The 15,406-nt window shown below is 73.7% G+C and carries 18 protein-coding genes and 1 riboswitch; of the genes, 17 read left to right on the top strand and 1 reads right to left on the bottom strand.

The window, feature by feature from the left end:
- The first annotated feature begins 16 nt into the window (after positions 1-16).
- The 7 genes from rpmJ to truA all read left to right on the top strand — a co-directional run bounded on the left by rpmJ (position 17) and on the right by truA (position 4,463).
- Positions 17-130, top strand: coding sequence for a 50S ribosomal protein L36 (gene rpmJ, locus ABZW14_RS19255; RefSeq protein WP_088982067.1), 114 nt, complete (start codon positions 17-19; stop codon positions 128-130).
- 264 nt (positions 131-394) lie between these two features.
- Complete coding sequence (gene rpsM / locus ABZW14_RS19260; RefSeq protein WP_091262776.1) at positions 395-775, top strand: 30S ribosomal protein S13; 381 nt, start codon at positions 395-397, stop codon at positions 773-775.
- Positions 776-793: 18 nt separating this feature from the next.
- Positions 794-1,201, top strand: coding sequence for a 30S ribosomal protein S11 (gene rpsK, locus ABZW14_RS19265; protein WP_076466649.1), 408 nt, complete (start codon positions 794-796; stop codon positions 1,199-1,201).
- A 13-nt stretch (positions 1,202-1,214) separates the two neighbouring features.
- The gene (rpsD, locus tag ABZW14_RS19270) at positions 1,215-1,841 is read left to right on the top strand and encodes a 30S ribosomal protein S4 (RefSeq protein WP_151463663.1); all 627 of its coding nucleotides are present in this window, start codon (positions 1,215-1,217) and stop codon (positions 1,839-1,841) included.
- A 96-nt stretch (positions 1,842-1,937) separates the two neighbouring features.
- The gene (locus ABZW14_RS19275; RefSeq protein WP_007073009.1) at positions 1,938-2,960 is read left to right on the top strand and encodes a DNA-directed RNA polymerase subunit alpha; all 1,023 of its coding nucleotides are present in this window, start codon (positions 1,938-1,940) and stop codon (positions 2,958-2,960) included.
- Positions 2,961-2,994: 34 nt separating this feature from the next.
- On the top strand, positions 2,995-3,558 hold the full coding sequence (gene rplQ / locus ABZW14_RS19280; protein ID WP_355347956.1) for a 50S ribosomal protein L17: 564 nt from the start codon (positions 2,995-2,997) through the stop codon (positions 3,556-3,558).
- Between the two features lie 71 nt (positions 3,559-3,629).
- Positions 3,630-4,463 (top strand): tRNA pseudouridine(38-40) synthase TruA, encoded by an 834-nt coding sequence (gene truA / locus ABZW14_RS19285; RefSeq protein WP_355347959.1) that lies wholly within the window; start codon positions 3,630-3,632, stop codon positions 4,461-4,463.
- A gap of 58 nt (positions 4,464-4,521) precedes the next feature.
- Here the strand turns inward: truA and ABZW14_RS19290 are convergent, their stop codons facing one another.
- Positions 4,522-5,709, bottom strand: coding sequence for a hypothetical protein (locus ABZW14_RS19290; RefSeq protein WP_355347962.1), 1,188 nt, complete (start codon positions 5,707-5,709; stop codon positions 4,522-4,524).
- Positions 5,710-5,834: 125 nt separating this feature from the next.
- Between ABZW14_RS19290 and ABZW14_RS19295 the strand changes: the two genes are divergently transcribed.
- The 10 genes from ABZW14_RS19295 (at position 5,835) to thiC (ending at position 15,283) form a co-directional block, all read left to right on the top strand.
- Positions 5,835-6,440 carry a methyltransferase gene (locus ABZW14_RS19295; RefSeq protein ID WP_355347965.1) on the top strand — a complete coding sequence of 202 codons (606 nt, stop codon included), beginning with the start codon at positions 5,835-5,837 and terminating at the stop codon, positions 6,438-6,440.
- 41 nt (positions 6,441-6,481) lie between these two features.
- A complete protein-coding gene (locus ABZW14_RS19300) occupies positions 6,482-8,158 on the top strand; it encodes an ATP-binding cassette domain-containing protein (RefSeq protein WP_355347968.1) in 1,677 nt (558 codons plus the stop codon).
- A gap of 38 nt (positions 8,159-8,196) precedes the next feature.
- On the top strand, positions 8,197-9,141 hold the full coding sequence (locus ABZW14_RS19305; protein ID WP_355348118.1) for an aldo/keto reductase: 945 nt from the start codon (positions 8,197-8,199) through the stop codon (positions 9,139-9,141).
- Positions 9,142-9,328: 187 nt separating this feature from the next.
- Positions 9,329-9,438: riboswitch (TPP riboswitch) on the top strand.
- Positions 9,433-10,059 (top strand): thiamine phosphate synthase, encoded by a 627-nt coding sequence (locus tag ABZW14_RS19310; RefSeq protein WP_355347971.1) that lies wholly within the window; start codon positions 9,433-9,435, stop codon positions 10,057-10,059. It overlaps the preceding riboswitch by 6 nt.
- On the top strand, positions 10,053-11,141 hold the full coding sequence (thiO, locus tag ABZW14_RS19315) for a glycine oxidase ThiO (protein WP_355347974.1): 1,089 nt from the start codon (positions 10,053-10,055) through the stop codon (positions 11,139-11,141). Before ABZW14_RS19310 ends, thiO begins: the two co-directional genes overlap by 7 nt.
- Positions 11,132-11,332, top strand: coding sequence for a sulfur carrier protein ThiS (thiS, locus tag ABZW14_RS19320; RefSeq protein WP_355347977.1), 201 nt, complete (start codon positions 11,132-11,134; stop codon positions 11,330-11,332). The genes thiO and thiS overlap by 10 nt, the downstream gene beginning before the upstream one ends.
- A complete protein-coding gene (locus tag ABZW14_RS19325) occupies positions 11,329-12,108 on the top strand; it encodes a thiazole synthase (RefSeq protein WP_355347980.1) in 780 nt (259 codons plus the stop codon). Before thiS ends, ABZW14_RS19325 begins: the two co-directional genes overlap by 4 nt.
- A gap of 41 nt (positions 12,109-12,149) precedes the next feature.
- Positions 12,150-12,893 (top strand): thiamine phosphate synthase, encoded by a 744-nt coding sequence (locus ABZW14_RS19330; protein ID WP_355348121.1) that lies wholly within the window; start codon positions 12,150-12,152, stop codon positions 12,891-12,893.
- A complete protein-coding gene (gene thiD, locus ABZW14_RS19335; RefSeq protein WP_355347983.1) occupies positions 12,894-13,682 on the top strand; it encodes a bifunctional hydroxymethylpyrimidine kinase/phosphomethylpyrimidine kinase in 789 nt (262 codons plus the stop codon). It abuts the gene before it with no gap.
- A gap of 17 nt (positions 13,683-13,699) precedes the next feature.
- Positions 13,700-15,283, top strand: a complete 1,584-nt coding sequence (thiC, locus tag ABZW14_RS19340; RefSeq protein WP_355347986.1) for a phosphomethylpyrimidine synthase ThiC — start codon at positions 13,700-13,702, stop codon at positions 15,281-15,283.
- Positions 15,284-15,406: the final 123 nt, after the last annotated feature.

Raw genomic sequence — 15,406 nt, forward strand, 5'->3', positions numbered from 1 at the left:
GGGAAGTAAGGCAACCGTGAAGGTCAAGCCGAGCGTCAAGAGGATCTGCAACAAGTGCCGGGTTATCCGCCGGCACGGCCGGGTCATGATCATTTGTTCGGACCCGCGCCACAAGCAGCGCCAGGGCTGAGCCGTTCCCGCCGACCGTGACGAGCGGCGGCGGAACCGGCCCAGGCGGCAGATCCGGCACACACATCACCAGCTCGTCCCAGCCGCGAGCGGTACGCAGCGCGTACTCCCTCGTGGTTGACCCCCGGTCGGAGGCCGGGGCCCGCTCGGGCAGCGGCCGATCCCGGTCGCCGGCGCTTCTCGCGCCGGAAGGACAGGGACGGTCGGTAGCGGGGTGGGACGGGTCCACACCTCCGCCACAACATCACGAGGAGTACGCCCGCACATGGCACGTCTAGTCGGCGTCGACCTCCCCCGCGACAAGCGGATGGAGATCGCGCTCACCTACATCTTCGGGGTCGGTCGCACCCGCGCCCTGGAGACGCTCGCCGCCACCGGCATCTCGCCGGACAAGCGCGCTCGGGACCTCACGGACGAGGAGCTCGTGCAGCTCCGCGACCACATCGAGGCCAACTACCAGGTTGAAGGTGACCTTCGCCGCGAGGTCGCCGCCGACATCCGCCGCAAGGTCGAGATCGGCTGCTACGCGGGCATCCGGCACCGCCGGGGCCTGCCCGTCCGTGGCCAGCGGACCAAGACCAACGCGCGGACCCGCAAGGGCCCGAAGCGGACCGTGGCCGGCAAGAAGAAGCCCGGCAAGAAGTAACTAGGAGCGCACAGACTTATGCCACCGAAGGCTCGTGCCGGAGCCGCTGTCAAGAAGGTCCGGCGCAAGGAACGCAAGAACGTCGCCCACGGGCAGGCGCACATCAAGAGCACCTTCAACAACACCATCGTGTCCATCACGGACCCGACCGGTGCCGTCATCTCCTGGGCCTCCGCGGGCCAGGTTGGCTTCAAGGGCTCGCGCAAGTCGACCCCGTTCGCCGCGCAGCTGGCCGCCGAGGCCGCCGCGCGCCGGGCCATGGATCACGGCATGCGCAAGGTCGACGTGTTCGTCAAGGGCCCCGGCTCCGGCCGGGAGACCGCCATCCGTTCGCTGCAGGCCGTGGGCCTCGAGGTCGGGCAGATCTCCGACGTCACCCCGCAGCCGCACAACGGATGCCGTCCGCCGAAGCGTCGTCGGGTCTGAGAGGTAGAGAGAGATGGCTCGTTACACCGGTGCTGACTGCCGCCGTTGCCGGCGGGAGAAGATGAAGCTGTTCCTCAAGGGCAGCAAGTGCGATGGCCCGAAGTGCCCGTTCGAGTCCCGGCCGTTCCCGCCCGGGCAGCACGGCCGCGGCCGCACGAAGGAGACGGAGTACCTGCTCCAGCTCCGTGAGAAGCAGAAGGCTCGCCGGGTCTACGGCGTGCTGGAGAAGCAGTTCCGCGGCTACTACGAGGAGGCCGTGGGCAAGCAGGCGAAGACCGGTGAGGTCCTCCTGCAGATCCTCGAGTCGCGGCTGGACAACGTGGTCTACCGGGCCGGCTACGCCGGTTCCCGGGACATGGCCCGCCAGCTGGTCAAGCACGGTCACTTCACGGTGAACGGCAAGAAGGTCGACATCCCGTCGTACCGCGTCAAGGAGCACGACATCATCGAGGTGCGGGAGAAGAGCAAGCAGCTCACCCCGTTCCTGGTGGCGCAGGCTCAGGCCGGTTCGCGGTCGGTGCCGGCCTGGCTCGAGGCGATCCCCAGCCAGATGAAGATCCTCGTGCACTCGCTCCCGGCCCGCCAGGTGATCGACACCCAGGTCCAGGAGCAGCTGATCGTCGAGCTCTACTCCAAGTAAGGGCTCGTTGCGGTGGCCCGCCCTCGGGGGCGGGCCACCGGAACAGTTTGTGTCGTGGGCGTCATATAGCGGGCGCCCCGGAAGAGAAGAGAAAAGATGCTCATCAGCCAGCGACCGTCTCTCTCCGAAGAGTCGATCAACGAGACCCGCTCCCGGTTCACCATCGAGCCGCTGGAGCCGGGCTTCGGCTACACCCTGGGCAACTCGCTGCGGCGCACGCTGCTGTCGTCCATCCCGGGTGCGGCGGTCACCTCGATCAAGATCGACGGTGTCCTGCACGAGTTCACCACGATCCCCGGCGTCAAGGAGGACGTGGTCGAGCTCGTCATGAACATCAAGGAGCTCTGCGTCAGCTCCGAGCACGACGAGCCGGTCAGCATGTACCTGCGCAAGCAGGGCCCGGGCGACGTGACCGCCGGTGACATCCAGCCCCCGGCCGGTGTCTCGGTGCACAACCCGGACCTGAAGCTCGCCACCCTGAACGGCAAGGGCCGGCTCGACATGGAGCTGACCGTCGAGCGGGGTCGCGGCTACGTCACCGCGGCGCAGAACAAGCAGGCGGGCGCCGAGATCGGCCGGATTCCGGTCGACTCGATCTACTCGCCCGTGCTCAAGGTGACCTACCGGGTCGAGGCGACCCGTGTCGAGCAGCGGACCGACTTCGACCGGCTGATCATCGACGTCGAGACCAAGCCGTCCATGGGCCCGCGCACCGCGCTGGCCTCGGCCGGCTCGACGCTGGTGGAGCTGTTCGGGCTGGCCCGGGAGCTGGACGAGACCGCCGAGGGCATCGACATCGGGCCGTCCCCGCAGGACGCCCAGCTGGCGGCCGACCTGGCCCTGCCGATCGAGGAGCTGGACCTCACCGTCCGCTCCTACAACTGCCTCAAGCGCGAGGGCATCAACTCCGTTGGTGAGCTCATCGGGCGTACCGAGGCCGACCTCCTCGACATCCGCAACTTCGGTCAGAAGTCGATCGACGAGGTCAAGATGAAGCTCGCCGGGATGGGCCTGGGGCTGAAGGACTCGGCTCCGAACTTCGACCCGGCGCACGTCGTGGACGCCTTCGGCGAGGCCGACTACGACACCGACGACTACCGCGAGACCGAGCAGCTCTAGTCCGCGCTGCCGCCACACCTGAGGAGCACCAAGCATGCCCACGCCCACCAAGGGCCCCCGCCTCGGCGGCAGCCCCGCGCACGAGCGGCTGATGCTGGCCAACCTGGCCACCGCGCTGTTCCAGCACGGCAAGATCCAGACCACCGAGACGAAGGCCCGGCGGCTGCGTCCGCTGGCCGAGCAGCTCATCACCAAGGCCAAGCGCGGCGACCTCGCCGCGCGGCGCCGGGTGCTGGGCGTCGTCAAGGACAAGGACGTGGTCTACGCCCTGTTCGACCAGATCGCGCCCCGGTACGCCAACCGCAACGGTGGCTACACCCGGATCGTGAAGACCGGTCCGCGCAAGGGTGACGCCGCTCCGATGGCGATCATCGAGCTGGTGGAGGAGCTTCAGGTCGCCGAGCCGAAGGCGAACAAGAAGACCGCCGCCCGCAAGGCCGCCCAGCAGGACAAGGTCGAGGCCCTGGCCCCGGCCGAGGAGGCCCCCAAGTCCAGCGAGGCCGCCGACCAGGACGCCGAGGCTCCGGTCTCGGCCTCCGGCGACACCGCCGAGGCCCGCGAGGACAGCGACGAGGCCACCGAGAACGACAAGGCCTGAGCGCAGGCCGCATCGTCGGGCCCGGTACCCCCGCGCGGGGTGCCGGGCCCGACGGCATGAGGAGGTACGAGGTGGACGAGCGGACCCGGCTGCGGCTGGACGTCTCGTACGACGGCACCGACTTCTCCGGCTGGGCCGCCCAGCCCGGCCGGCGCACCGTCGCCGGGGTGCTCACGGAGACGCTGGACCTGGTCCTCGGCGCGGGCACCGCGACCGGGCTGACCGTGGCCGGCCGCACCGACGCCGGCGTGCACGCCACCGGGCAGGTCTGCCACCTCGACCTGCCGACCGAGGTGTGGCGGCAGCACGACGGGCGGCTGCTGCGCCGACTGGCCCGGCTGCTCCCGCCGGACGTGCGGGTGCGGGCGATGACCGAGGTGCCGCCGGACTTCGACGCCCGCTTCTCGGCCACCTTCCGCCGCTACGAGTACCGGGTGACCGACGCGCCGTGGGGCGCCGAGCCGCTGCGCCGCACCGACACCCTGGCCTGGCCGAAGCCGCTGGATCTGGCGGCGCTGAACGCCGCCGCGGCCGGCCTGGTGGGAGAGCACGACTTCGCCGCGTACTGCCGGCGCAAGGAGAACGCCACCACGCTGCGCGAAGTGACCCGGCTGGACTGGCGGCGCGAGCCGGACGGGATCCTGGTCGCCACGGTGCAGGCCGACGCGTTCTGCCAGAACATGGTGCGCAGCCTGGTCGGCGCCATGCTGGTGGCCGGTGACGGCCGCCGGCCGGTCGAATGGCCGTCCGGCCTGCTGAGCCGCCGGGAACGCGCCAGCGAGGTGACGGTGGCGCCCGCGCACGGACTGGCCCTGGTCGAGGTCGGTTACCCGGCCGACCCCGCCGACTACGCCCGCCGCGCCGACCTCACCCGCCGCCTCCGGGTGCCGGTCGCCGAGGGCTGAGCACAGGCAAACGGCCCGCCGCCCCGGACGGGGACGACGGGCCGCGGTGGCCCGGGGCTCAGTTCGGGGTGCCGTCCTGGCCGGCGGTGCCGTCGCTCGGGCGATCGGTGGGCTGGCTGGCCACCCCACCGTTGGCCCGGCGCTCCAGCACGCCGCGGTTCAGGTAGACCTCGATCAGGTCGTACAGGATGTCCCGCGCCTTGGTGTCGCCGGAGCTGATCCGTTCCCCATCGGCGCGGGTGACCACGCAGTAGGCCAGGTAGTGGCCGCGGACCTGCCAGCCGACCCGGGCGGCGGCCGTCGCCACCACCTCGGTGTCGTTGCTCGCCGCCATGCCGCGGAACCGGCCCTGCCGCTCGTCGAGCATCGGCCGGATCCGGTCGCGCGCCCGCTGGGCGCTGGCCACGTCCGTCAGGTTGAACAGGCCGGCGGTGAGCAGGTGGTCGCCGTCGGCGGAGCGCATGGTGGCCCGGACGACCTGGTTGCAGCCGAGGCGGACCAGCAGGTCGGCGATCTCGCCGGTGGCCGCGACCGCGCAGCTGGCGCTGGACTGCGTCTTGAGCACCCGGTACGCGGGCTGCCCGTCGGCCACCACCAGTTGCTGGCCGGGGAAGACCTCCTTGGCGGTGAGCGCCGCCTGGTCGGTGTCCCGGGAGTCCAGGTCCTTCCCGTCGGCCGCGGCGGACTGCTCCGCGGCCGGCTGGCCGCTCTGCTGGCCGGCCTGCGGCGTGGCGGTGCGATCCTCCAGGAGGGCGGCGACGGCCAGCCCGGTGAGGGCCAGCAGCATCAGCACGGCGGCGCCGCCGATCAGCACCTGCCAGGTCCGGCCGCCGCCGCGCCGGCGTTCGGCCCGGTGGGACGGGGACAGGTCCAGCGGATCGGTGGTCCGGACGACGGGGTCGACCGGGCTCGACATCGCCGGCCCCCGTGCGGCGGCCGGCGTCGGCTGCGGTACCGGTGGCGCGGGCGCGGGCACCGCCGGCGTGGGCTGCGGCACGGGTGCGGGCTCCCGGGGCGGCGCGGGCCGGCTGGGTGCCGGGGCCGGTGCCGGGGGCGGCGGGGCCGGTGCCCGGGCGGCGTCGACGGCCGGCCGGGTGGTCCGGACCGGTGGCGGCAGTGACGGGGTGGGGAAGCGGGACGGCGAGGGACCCGCCGGCGGAGCCGCCGCACCGGGTACGGACGGGTCCGAACCGGGCCTCGGGTACTCCAGGAAGGCGTCCTCATCGGACTCGTACCGATACACCATGTTGGTTACAGTAGGGCGCATTGTCCCTTTAGTGGGTAATATCGCGAAAATCCGGCGAAGTGGCGTGACTCCTGCCGGGCGCACCGTCGCCGACGCCGCTCCCGGCCGGTGCGACAATGCCCGTCGTGACCGGCGACCACTACTTCACCGCTGAACCCACGACCCCCGCCCAGCCGCGCGAGGTCGAGTTCTCCGTCGCCGGGCGCGACTACACCCTCGCCTCCGCGAGCGGCGTCTTCTCCGCCGCCCGGCTCGATCCCGGCACGGCGGTGCTCCTGCGCAAGGCCGAGCTGCCGGGGCACGACGCCACCGGCCCGCTGCTCGACGTGGGGTGCGGCTTCGGGCCGATCACCTGCGTACTGGCCAGCAGCGCGCCGGCCGCCACCGTCTGGGCGGTCGACGTCAACCAGCGGGCCCGCGACCTCACCGCCGCCAACGCCGCCCGGGTCGGCGCCGCCGGCCGGGTTCACGTGGCCGCGCCGGACGACGTACCCGCCGACCTCACCTTCGCCGAGATCTGGTCCAACCCGCCGATCCACATCGGCAAGGCGGAGCTGCACGAGCTGCTGCGGCGCTGGCTGCCACGGCTCGCCCCGGACGGGGTGGCCTGGCTGGTCGTCGCGCGGCACCTCGGCGGCGACTCGCTGCACCGCTGGCTGGTCGAGCAGGGCTGGCAGGTCGAGCGGCACGCCAGCCAGAAGGGCTTCCGGGTGCTCCGGGTCACCCGGTAATCGAGTGTCGCCCGCGCCCTTCCCTCGGGCAGGATGCCCGCGTGGGATACGTGGACGTGGCAGCGGTCGGGCACATCCTCCCGGACGGCCGGGAACTCTTCGCCGACGTGTCGTTCCGGGTCGGTGAGGGCGCCAAGGTCGCGCTCGTCGGGCCCAACGGCGCCGGCAAGACGACCCTGCTGCGCATGGTCGCCGGCGACCTGCCAGTGAAGACCGGCGCCGTCGCCCGCTCCGGCGGGCTCGGCGTGATGCGCCAGTTCATCGGCATGATCGGCGACGAGTCGACCCTCGCCGACCTGGCGCTGTCGCTCGCCCCGCCCGCGCTGCGCGACGCCGGCCACCGCCTCGCCGAGACCGAGGCGGCCATGCGGGCGGCCGAGGTGCGCGGCAAGTACAGCAGTGCCGCCGGCAAGGCCCAGCTCGCGTACGCGGACGCCCTGGCCGCCTGGGGCGAGACCGGCGGGTACGACGCCGAGGTGCTCTTCGACACCGTGGCCACCATCGTCCTCGACCTGCCGTGGGACACCGCCCGGGAGCGCCCGGTGCGTACGCTCTCCGGCGGCCAGCAGAAGCGCTTCGCGCTCGAACTGCTGCTGCGCGGCCCGGACGAGGTGCTCCTCCTCGACGAGCCGGACAACTTCCTCGACGTGCCCGGCAAACGCTGGCTGGAGGCCCGGCTGCGCGAGTCCGGCAAGTCCGTGCTCTACGTCTCGCACGACCGGGAACTGCTGGCCCAGACCGCCGACCGGGTGGTCGCCGTCGAGGGCGGCAGCGCCTGGGTGCACCCGGGCGGCTTCGCGAGCTGGCACGAGGCCCGGGTGGCCCGGCACGCCCGCCTCGACGAGTTGCGCCGTCGCTGGGACGAGGAGCACCAGAAGCTGCGCGAGCTCATGCTCATGTACAAGCAGAAGGCCGCGTACAACGACGGGCTGGCCTCCCGCTACCAGGCCGCACAGACCCGGCTGCGCAAGTTCGAGGAGGCCGGGCCGCCGCCCGTACCCCCGAAGGAGCAGGACATCCGGATGCGCCTGGCCGGCGGGCGGACCGGCAAGCGCGCGGTGGTCGCCGAGCAGCTCGAACTGGACGGCCTGACCTATCCCTTCGACCTGGAACTCTGGTACGGCGACCGGGTCGCGGTGCTCGGCGCGAACGGGACCGGGAAGTCGCACTTCCTGCGCCTGCTCGCCCGCGGCGGCACCGACCCCGACCCGGCCAACATCCCGGTCGACGGGGCGAAGCTCGCGCCCGTCGCGCACGACGGCCAGGTACGCCTCGGCGCCCGGGTCCGGCCCGGCCACTTCTCGCAGACCCACGACCGGCCCGAGCTGATGGAGAAGACGCTCGTCGACATCCTGTGGCGCGGCGACGAGCACCGGGCCGGCATGGACCGGCACGCGGCCATGGCGGCCCTGTCCCGGTACGAGCTGGCCGGCCAGGGCGACCAGCGGTTCGGGACGCTGTCCGGCGGCCAGCAGGCCCGCTTCCTGGTGCTGCTGCTGGAGCTGTCCGGTGCGACCCTGCTGCTGCTCGACGAGCCGACCGACAACCTCGACCTGGCCTCCGCGGAGGCCCTCGAAGCAGGCCTGGGCGCGTTCGCCGGGACGGTCGTGGCCGTCACCCACGACCGGTGGTTCACGCGCTCGTTCGACCGGTTCGTGCTGTTCCGGAGCGACGGCGAGGTGGTGGAGACCCCGGAGCCGGTCTGGGACGTCGGGTGACCGCCCGGCCGGCGGCATAGGGTGATCTCGTGACTGAGATGACCTACCGCCGGCTGGGCGACTCCGGACTCGTGGTGTCCGTGGTCGGCATCGGCTGCAACAACTTCGGCCGCAAGCTCGACCTCGACGGCACCCGGGCGGTGGTCGACGCCGCGCTCGACGCCGGGATCAACTTCTTCGACACCGCCGACATCTACGGCGAGCCGCAGGGCGGCTCCGAGGAGCTGCTCGGGCAGGCGCTCAAGGGCCGCCGGGACGACGTGGTGGTCGCCACCAAGTTCGGCATGGACATGCACGGCTTGAACGGGCCGGACCACGGCGCCCGGGGCGCCCGCCGCTACATCGCCCGGGCGGTCGAGGCGTCCCTGCGGCGTCTCGACACCGATCACATCGACCTCTACCAGATGCATGAGCCCGACCCGGGCACCCCGATCGACGAGACCCTCGCCGCGCTGGACGACCTGGTCACCGCCGGCAAGGTGCGCTACCTCGGCAACTCGAACTTCGCCGGCTGGCAGATCGCCGACGCCGACTGGACCGCCTCCTCCCAGGGCCGCACCCGCTTCATCTCCGCGCAGAACCACTACTCGCTGCTGCAGCGGTCCGTCGAGGCCGAGGTGATCCCGGCGTGCGAGCGGTTCGGCCTGGGCATGCTGCCGTTCTTCCCGCTGGCGAACGGCCTGCTCACCGGCAAGTACAAGCGGAACGAGGCGCCGCCCGCCGGCAGCCGGCTCTCCGGCGGCGGCCGGTACGCCGAGCGCCTCGCCGCCGCCGACTGGGACACCATCGAGGCCATCGAGGCGTACGCGGCCGAGCGCGGGATCAGCATCCTCCAGGTGGCCATCGGCGGGCTCGCCGCCCGACCGGCGGTGACCTCGGTGATCGCCGGCGCCACCACGCCCGAGCAGGTACGCGCCAACGCCGAGGCGGGCACCTGGCAGCCCACCGACGAGGACCTCGACGCCCTCGACGCCCTTCTCTGAGGCACCGCCCGCTGCCCCGGCGCCATGACCCGGCCGCCGGCGGGCGACACGGGCGGACGAGGGCATCCGGACAGCATGACGTGATCGGAAGATCACGCGTTGTCCCCGACCTCCACGCGGGACGGTCAGTGGGAAATTCCCCACCGGCCCTTGGCGGATCGGTGCCCACGTCGTACGGTAGGCCCGCAAGTGACCCACGGGAGCCCGGTGCCACCGGGCTGAGAGGGGGGCTGGAAGCCCCCGACCGTCGAACCTGATCCGGGTAATGCCGGCGCAGGGAGGAGAGTTGCCGTGCCGTCCCTGGGACGACTGCATCTGATCACCGACACCCGGCCGGGGCGGGACCCGCTCGCCGTGCTGCGCGCCGCCCTGCCGGTGGCCCGCGCCGAGCTGGTCGTCCAGGTCCGCGTCGAGGACGACGCCACCGACCGGGAGGCGTACGAGCTGGCGCACCGGGTGGTCGGGCTGTGCCGGCCGTACGGGGCGACGTGCCTGGTCAACGACCGGCTGCACGTGGCACTGGCGGTCGGCGCCGCCGGCGGCCACGTCGGCGCGGAGGACCTGCCCGTGGCGGCCGCCCGCCGGGTGCTCGGCGCCGACGCCGTGCTCGGCGCGACCGCGCGGGAGCCGGGCAGCGCCGCCGCGGCCGTCGCCGCCGGGGCCGGCTACCTGGGCGTGGGCCCCTGTCACGCCACCACCACCAAGTCCGGCCTGCCCGACCCGATCGGCCCCGCGGGGGTGCGCGCGGTGGCCGGCGCCGTGGCCGTTCCGGTGATCGCCATCGGCGGGGTGACCGCGGCGTCGGTGCCGGCGCTGCGGGCCGCCGGGGCGTACGGGGTGGCCGTGGTCGGTGCGCTGTCCGGCAGCCCCGACCCCGCCCGCACCACGGCCGAGCTGATCGCGGCGCTTACGTGCTGACCCGGCCGGACGTCGCCATCGTGGGGGCGGGACCGGTCGGGCTGGCGATCGCGTGGCGCTGTGCGTCGTGGGGGCTGCGCGTGACCGTCCACGATCCCGCTCCCGGCTCCGGGGCCTCGCACGTCGCCGCCGGGATGCTCTCCCCGGTCGCCGAGGCGTACTTCGGCGAGCACGAGCTGACCGGCCTGCTGGCCGAGTCCGCCGCCCGCTGGCCCCGCTTCGCCGCCGACCTGGCCGAGCCGGCCGGCGCCGACGTCGGATACCGCGCCGACGGGACCCTGGTGGTCGGGCTCACCGCCGACGACGTGGCCGAGGCGCGGCGGCTCTGGTCGTACCAGCAGGGTCTGGGACTGCCGATCACGCCGCTGCGCCCCTCGGAGCTGCGGGATCGCGAGCCGGCGCTGTCCCCACGGGTGCGCGGCGGCGCGGTCGCCCCCGGCGACCACCAGGTCGACCCTCGCCGGCTGGTCCCCGCGCTGCGGGCGGCGGCCGAGCGGGCCGGCGCGGTGCTGCGCCCGGACCGGGTCGGCGCGCTGTCCGAGGTGGACGCCGCGGTCACGGTGGTCGCGGCCGGCTGCGGCGCCGCCGCGCTGACCGGGCTGCCGGTCCGGCCCGTCAAGGGTCAGGTGCTCCGGCTCCGCGCGCCCGGTCGCGGCACGCCGGACTTCCGGCACGTGATCCGGGGGTACGCCGACGGCGAATCGATCTATCTGGTGCCCCGGGACAGCGGCGAGGTGGTGGTCGGGGCGACCGTCGAGGAGCGCGCCGACACCGAGGTGGCCGCCGGTGCGGTGCTCCGGCTGCTCCGCGCCGCCGTGGACCTGGTGCCGGAACTGGCCGAGTACGACCTGGTCGAGGCGACCGCCGGGCTGCGCCCCGGCACCCCGGACAACGCGCCGATCATCGGGCCGCTGCCCGGCCGCCCCGGCGTGCTCGTCGCCACCGGGCACCACCGGCACGGCATCGTGCTCACCCCGGTCACCGCGGACCTGGTCACCGAGCTGATCGTCACGGGCGAGGCGGATCCGCTGCTCGCCCCCTTCACCCCCGACCGGTTCGGGAAGGAGCCCAGGTGGAACTGATCGTCAACGGCGCGGGACGGGAGCTCCCCGGCGGCTCGACCGTCGCCGACGTGGTCCGCGCGGTCACCACTCAGGAGCGCGGCCTGGCGGTCGCGGTGAACGGCGAGGTGGTGCCGCGCGGCGGCTGGCCGGCGACCGTGCTGCGCGACGGCGACCGGGTCGAGGTGCTCAGCGCCGCGCAGGGCGGGTGAGCCGGATGGCCTTCGAGATCGGCGGCGTCGGCTTCAACTCCCGGCTCATCCTCGGCACCGGCGGCGCGGCCAACCTGCACGTGCTGGAGCAGGCCATCCGCGCCTCCGGCACCGAGCTGGTCACCCTGGCGCTGCGCCGGGTGGACACCGCGACGGGCGCCGCCGGCGGACTGCTCGACCTGCTGGACCGCTGCGGCGTACGGCTGCTGCCGAACACGGCCGGCTGCCACACCGCGTCCGAGGCCGCGAAGGTGGCGCACCTGGCCCGGGAGGCGTTCGGCACCGACTGGGTGAAGCTGGAGGTGATCGGCGACGAGCGCACGCTGCTGCCCGACGGGGTGGAGCTGCTGCGCGCCGCCGAGGAACTGGTGGCCGACGGGTTCACCGTGCTGCCGTACACCTCGGACGATCCGATCCTGGCCCGCCGGCTGGCCGACGTGGGCTGCGCGGCCGTCATGCCGGCCGGCGCGCCGATCGGCTCCGGGCTGGGGGTGAGCAACCCGCACCACATCCGGCTGATCCGGCAGGGCGTGGACGTGCCGGTGATCCTCGACGCCGGCATCGGCACCGCCTCCGACGCCGCGCTCGCCATGGAGCTGGGCTGCGACGCCGTGCTGCTGGCCAGCGCGGTCACCCGGGCCGCCGACCCGGTGGCGATGGCCACCGCCATGCGGCACGCGGTGCGGGCGGGGCGGCTGGCGTACGGCGCGGGGCGGATCGCCCGCCGCTTCCACGCCCTCGCCTCCACTCCCGACGAGGGAAGGCCCGACCTGTGACGGCACGCGCTTCCGCCGGTCTCGGGGCGCACCCGTCCGCCATCTCGGGCGGTGCCGTGCCGTCGGGCGTGGTCCTGCTGACCGACCGGTGGCAGGCGCGGCGCCCCCTGACCGAGGTCGTCGAGGCGGTCGTGGCCGGGGGAGTGCGCTGGGTGGTGCTGCGGGAGAAGGACCTGTCCCGGGCCGACCGGGCCGCTCTGGCCGCCGAGCTGCGCGCGATCCTCGCCGACGCCGGCGGCCGGCTGATCGTCGCCGGGCCCGACCCGCTCGACGGCGACGCCGTCCACCTGCCGGCCGCCGGCCCGTACCCGCCGCCGGCCGCCGGACTGGTCGGCCGCTCCTGCCATGACGCCACCGAGCTGGCCCGACTGACCACGGAGGACTACGTGACCCTGTCGCCGGTCTTCCCGACGCGGACCAAACCCGGCTACGGGCCACCCCTGCACCCGGCCGGGCTCCGCGAGCTGATCGCCACCAGCCCCGTGCCGGTGCTCGCCCTCGGCGGCATCGAGACTCCGGCGCAGGTCCGGGAGTGCATCGGGGCCGGCGCCGCCGGAGCGGCCGTGCTCGGCGCACTCATGCGCGCCGACGATCCCGCCGACGTGGCCGCCGCACTCACGGCCGCCCACGGCGCAGCTCGTCGCGCCGGCCATGCCGCGGTCCACCGAGCGGCGGATCTGGCCGGTCGCGAGGCGGTTCACCCAGGGGCTGGTCGGGCCGGTCACGGGGCGGCCCGACCAGCCACCACCCCGGCGGCAGCCTCCCGCCCCAACCAAGGAAATTAAGTGACCCCGAAGACAACACTCACGATCGCCGGATCCGATTCCGGCGGCGGCGCCGGCATCCAGGCCGACCTCAAGGTCTTCGCCGCCCTCGGCGCCTACGGCACCAGCGTGATCACCGCGGTCACCGCGCAGAACACCCGGGGCGTGGACACCGTCCTGCCCCTGCCGCCGCAGACCGTGCGCGACCAGCTCGACAGCGTGCTGGGCGACTTCGACGTACGCGCCGTGAAGACCGGCATGCTCGGCACCCCGGCGGTCGCCGAGGCGGTGGCCGGGGCGGCGGAGGCGGGCCGGCTGCCTCACCTGGTCGTCGACCCGGTGCTGGTCGCCACGAGCGGGCACCGGCTCGGCGTGGTGTCGGCGGTCGAGCGGCTCCTCCCGTACGCCGAGGTGGCGACGCCGAACTGCGCGGAGGCCGCGGCCCTCACCGGACGCCCGGTGACCACGGTCGAGGAGATGGTCGCGGCGGCCGAGGCGCTGGCCGCCGCCGGCCCGGCGCACGTCGTGGTGACTGGCGGCGACGTCGACGCGGCCGGCGAGTCGGTGGACGTGCTGGCCGGCGGCGGCGCGACCACGCTGCTGCGCGCGCCCCGGGTGCCGACCCGGCACAACCACGGCACCGGCTGCTCGTTCTCGGCGGCCATCGCCGTCCGGTTGGCGGCCGGCGACCCGGTGCCGGTCGCGGTGGCCGCCGCCAAGGAGTACGTGACCCGCGCGCTGACCGGCGCGCGGCACTGGAAGTTGGGCGCGGGACGCGGCCCGCTGGACCACTTCGGCTGGTCCGCTTGAGCGACAGGGAGGCTGTCATGCACGCACGTCGCAAGGTCTACGTCGAGGGGTCACGGCCGGACCTCCGGGTGCCGTTCGCCGAGGTGGAACTGACCGGGGGCAACCCTCCGGTCCGGCTCTACGACACGTCGGGCCCGGGCTCGGAGCCGGAGGTGGGGCTGCCGCCGCTGCGCGGACCGTGGATCGCGGAGCGCGGGGACGTGGCTCCGGTGCGGGGCGCCGGCACGCCGCTGGCGGGGAGCCGTCCGACTCAGCTCGCCTACGCCCGGGCCGGAGTGGTCACGCCGGAGATGGAGTTCGTGGCGATCCGGGAGGGGGTCGCGCCGGAGTTCGTCCGGGACGAGATCGCGGCCGGGCGGGCCGTGCTGCCGCTCAACGTCAACCACCCGGAGTGCGAGCCGGCGATCATCGGCAAGGCGTTCCTGGTGAAGGTCAACGCCAACATCGGCACCTCGGCGGTGACCTCCTCCGTCGCCGAGGAGGTGGAGAAGCTGACCTGGGCCACCCGGTGGGGCGCGGACACCGTCATGGACCTGTCCACCGGGAAGCGGATCCACGAGACCCGCGAGGCGATCGTGCGGAACTCGCCGGTGCCGATCGGCACCGTGCCGATCTACCAGGCGCTGGAGAAGGTGGGCGGCGACCCGGTGAAGCTGAGCTGGGAGGTGTTCCGGGAGACCGTTGTCGAGCAGGCCGAGCAGGGCGTCGACTACATGACCGTGCACGCCGGGGTGCGGCTGCCGTACGTGCCCCTCGCCGTGGACCGGGTGACCGGCATCGTCTCCCGCGGCGGCTCGATCATGGCGGCCTGGTGCCTGGCGCACCACGAGGAGAACTTCCTCTACACCCACTTCGAGGAGCTGTGCGCGCTGCTCGCCCGGTACGACGTGACGTTCTCGCTCGGGGACGGGCTGCGGCCCGGCTCGATCGCGGACGCCAACGACGAGGCGCAGTTCGCGGAGCTGCGCACCCTCGGCGAGCTGACGAGGATCGCCTGGGCGCACGACGTGCAGGTGATGATCGAGGGCCCCGGCCACGTGCCGATGCACAAGATCAAGGAGAACGTGGACCTCCAGCAGGAGTGGTGCCACGAGGCCCCGTTCTACACGCTCGGCCCGCTGACCACGGACATCGCGCCCGCGTACGACCACATCACCTCGGCCATCGGCGCCGCGATGATCGGCATGTTCGGCACCGCGATGCTCTGCTACGTCACCCCGAAGGAGCACCTCGGGCTGCCCGACCGGGACGACGTGAAGGCGGGCGTGATCGCGTACAAGATCGCGGCGCACGCGGCCGACCTGGCGAAGGGGCACCCCGGTGCGCAGGCCTGGGACGACGCGCTCTCCAAGGCGCGGTTCGAGTTCCGCTGGGAGGACCAGTTCAACCTGGCGCTGGACCCGGAGACCGCCCGCTCGTACCACGACGCGACGCTGCCGGCCGAGCCGGCGAAGACCGCGCACTTCTGCTCGATGTGCGGGCCGAAGTTCTGCTCCATGAAGATCACCCAGGAGCTGAAGGAGTACGCGGCGCGCGGCATGAAGGACAAGTCCGAGGAGTTCGTGGCCGGCGGGTCCCGGGTCTACCTTCCGCTGGCCTGAGCCTCACCGGCCCTGCGGGGTCCGCGGGTCGCCGGCTCGGGCGTAGCGCCCGGTGCCGGGCTCCGGGGTCCGCCCGCTTGAGCGCTCGCCCGGGGCCGGGCCGCTGGTCGGCTCGCCCCCGGG

The sequence above is a fragment of the Micromonospora sp. NPDC004551 genome (genome assembly GCF_040609975.1).
In the GTDB taxonomy this organism is placed as follows: domain Bacteria; phylum Actinomycetota; class Actinomycetes; order Mycobacteriales; family Micromonosporaceae; genus Micromonospora.

What these genes read in the sequence shown, in the direction of transcription:
- rpsM (WP_091262776.1), top strand. Translation starts at nt 395, where the DNA reads ATGGCACGTCTAGTCGGCGTCGACCTCCCCCGCGACAAGCGGATGGAG.
- rpsK (WP_076466649.1), top strand. Translation starts at nt 794, where the DNA reads ATGCCACCGAAGGCTCGTGCCGGAGCCGCTGTCAAGAAGGTCCGGCGC.
- rpsD (WP_151463663.1), top strand. Translation starts at nt 1,215, where the DNA reads ATGGCTCGTTACACCGGTGCTGACTGCCGCCGTTGCCGGCGGGAGAAG.
- ABZW14_RS19275 (WP_007073009.1), top strand. Translation starts at nt 1,938, where the DNA reads ATGCTCATCAGCCAGCGACCGTCTCTCTCCGAAGAGTCGATCAACGAG.
- rplQ (WP_355347956.1), top strand. Translation starts at nt 2,995, where the DNA reads ATGCCCACGCCCACCAAGGGCCCCCGCCTCGGCGGCAGCCCCGCGCAC.
- ABZW14_RS19290 (WP_355347962.1), bottom strand. Translation starts at nt 5,709, where the DNA reads ATGGTGTATCGGTACGAGTCCGATGAGGACGCCTTCCTGGAGTACCCG.
- ABZW14_RS19305 (WP_355348118.1), top strand. Translation starts at nt 8,197, where the DNA reads ATGACCTACCGCCGGCTGGGCGACTCCGGACTCGTGGTGTCCGTGGTC.
- thiC (WP_355347986.1), top strand. Translation starts at nt 13,700, where the DNA reads ATGCACGCACGTCGCAAGGTCTACGTCGAGGGGTCACGGCCGGACCTC.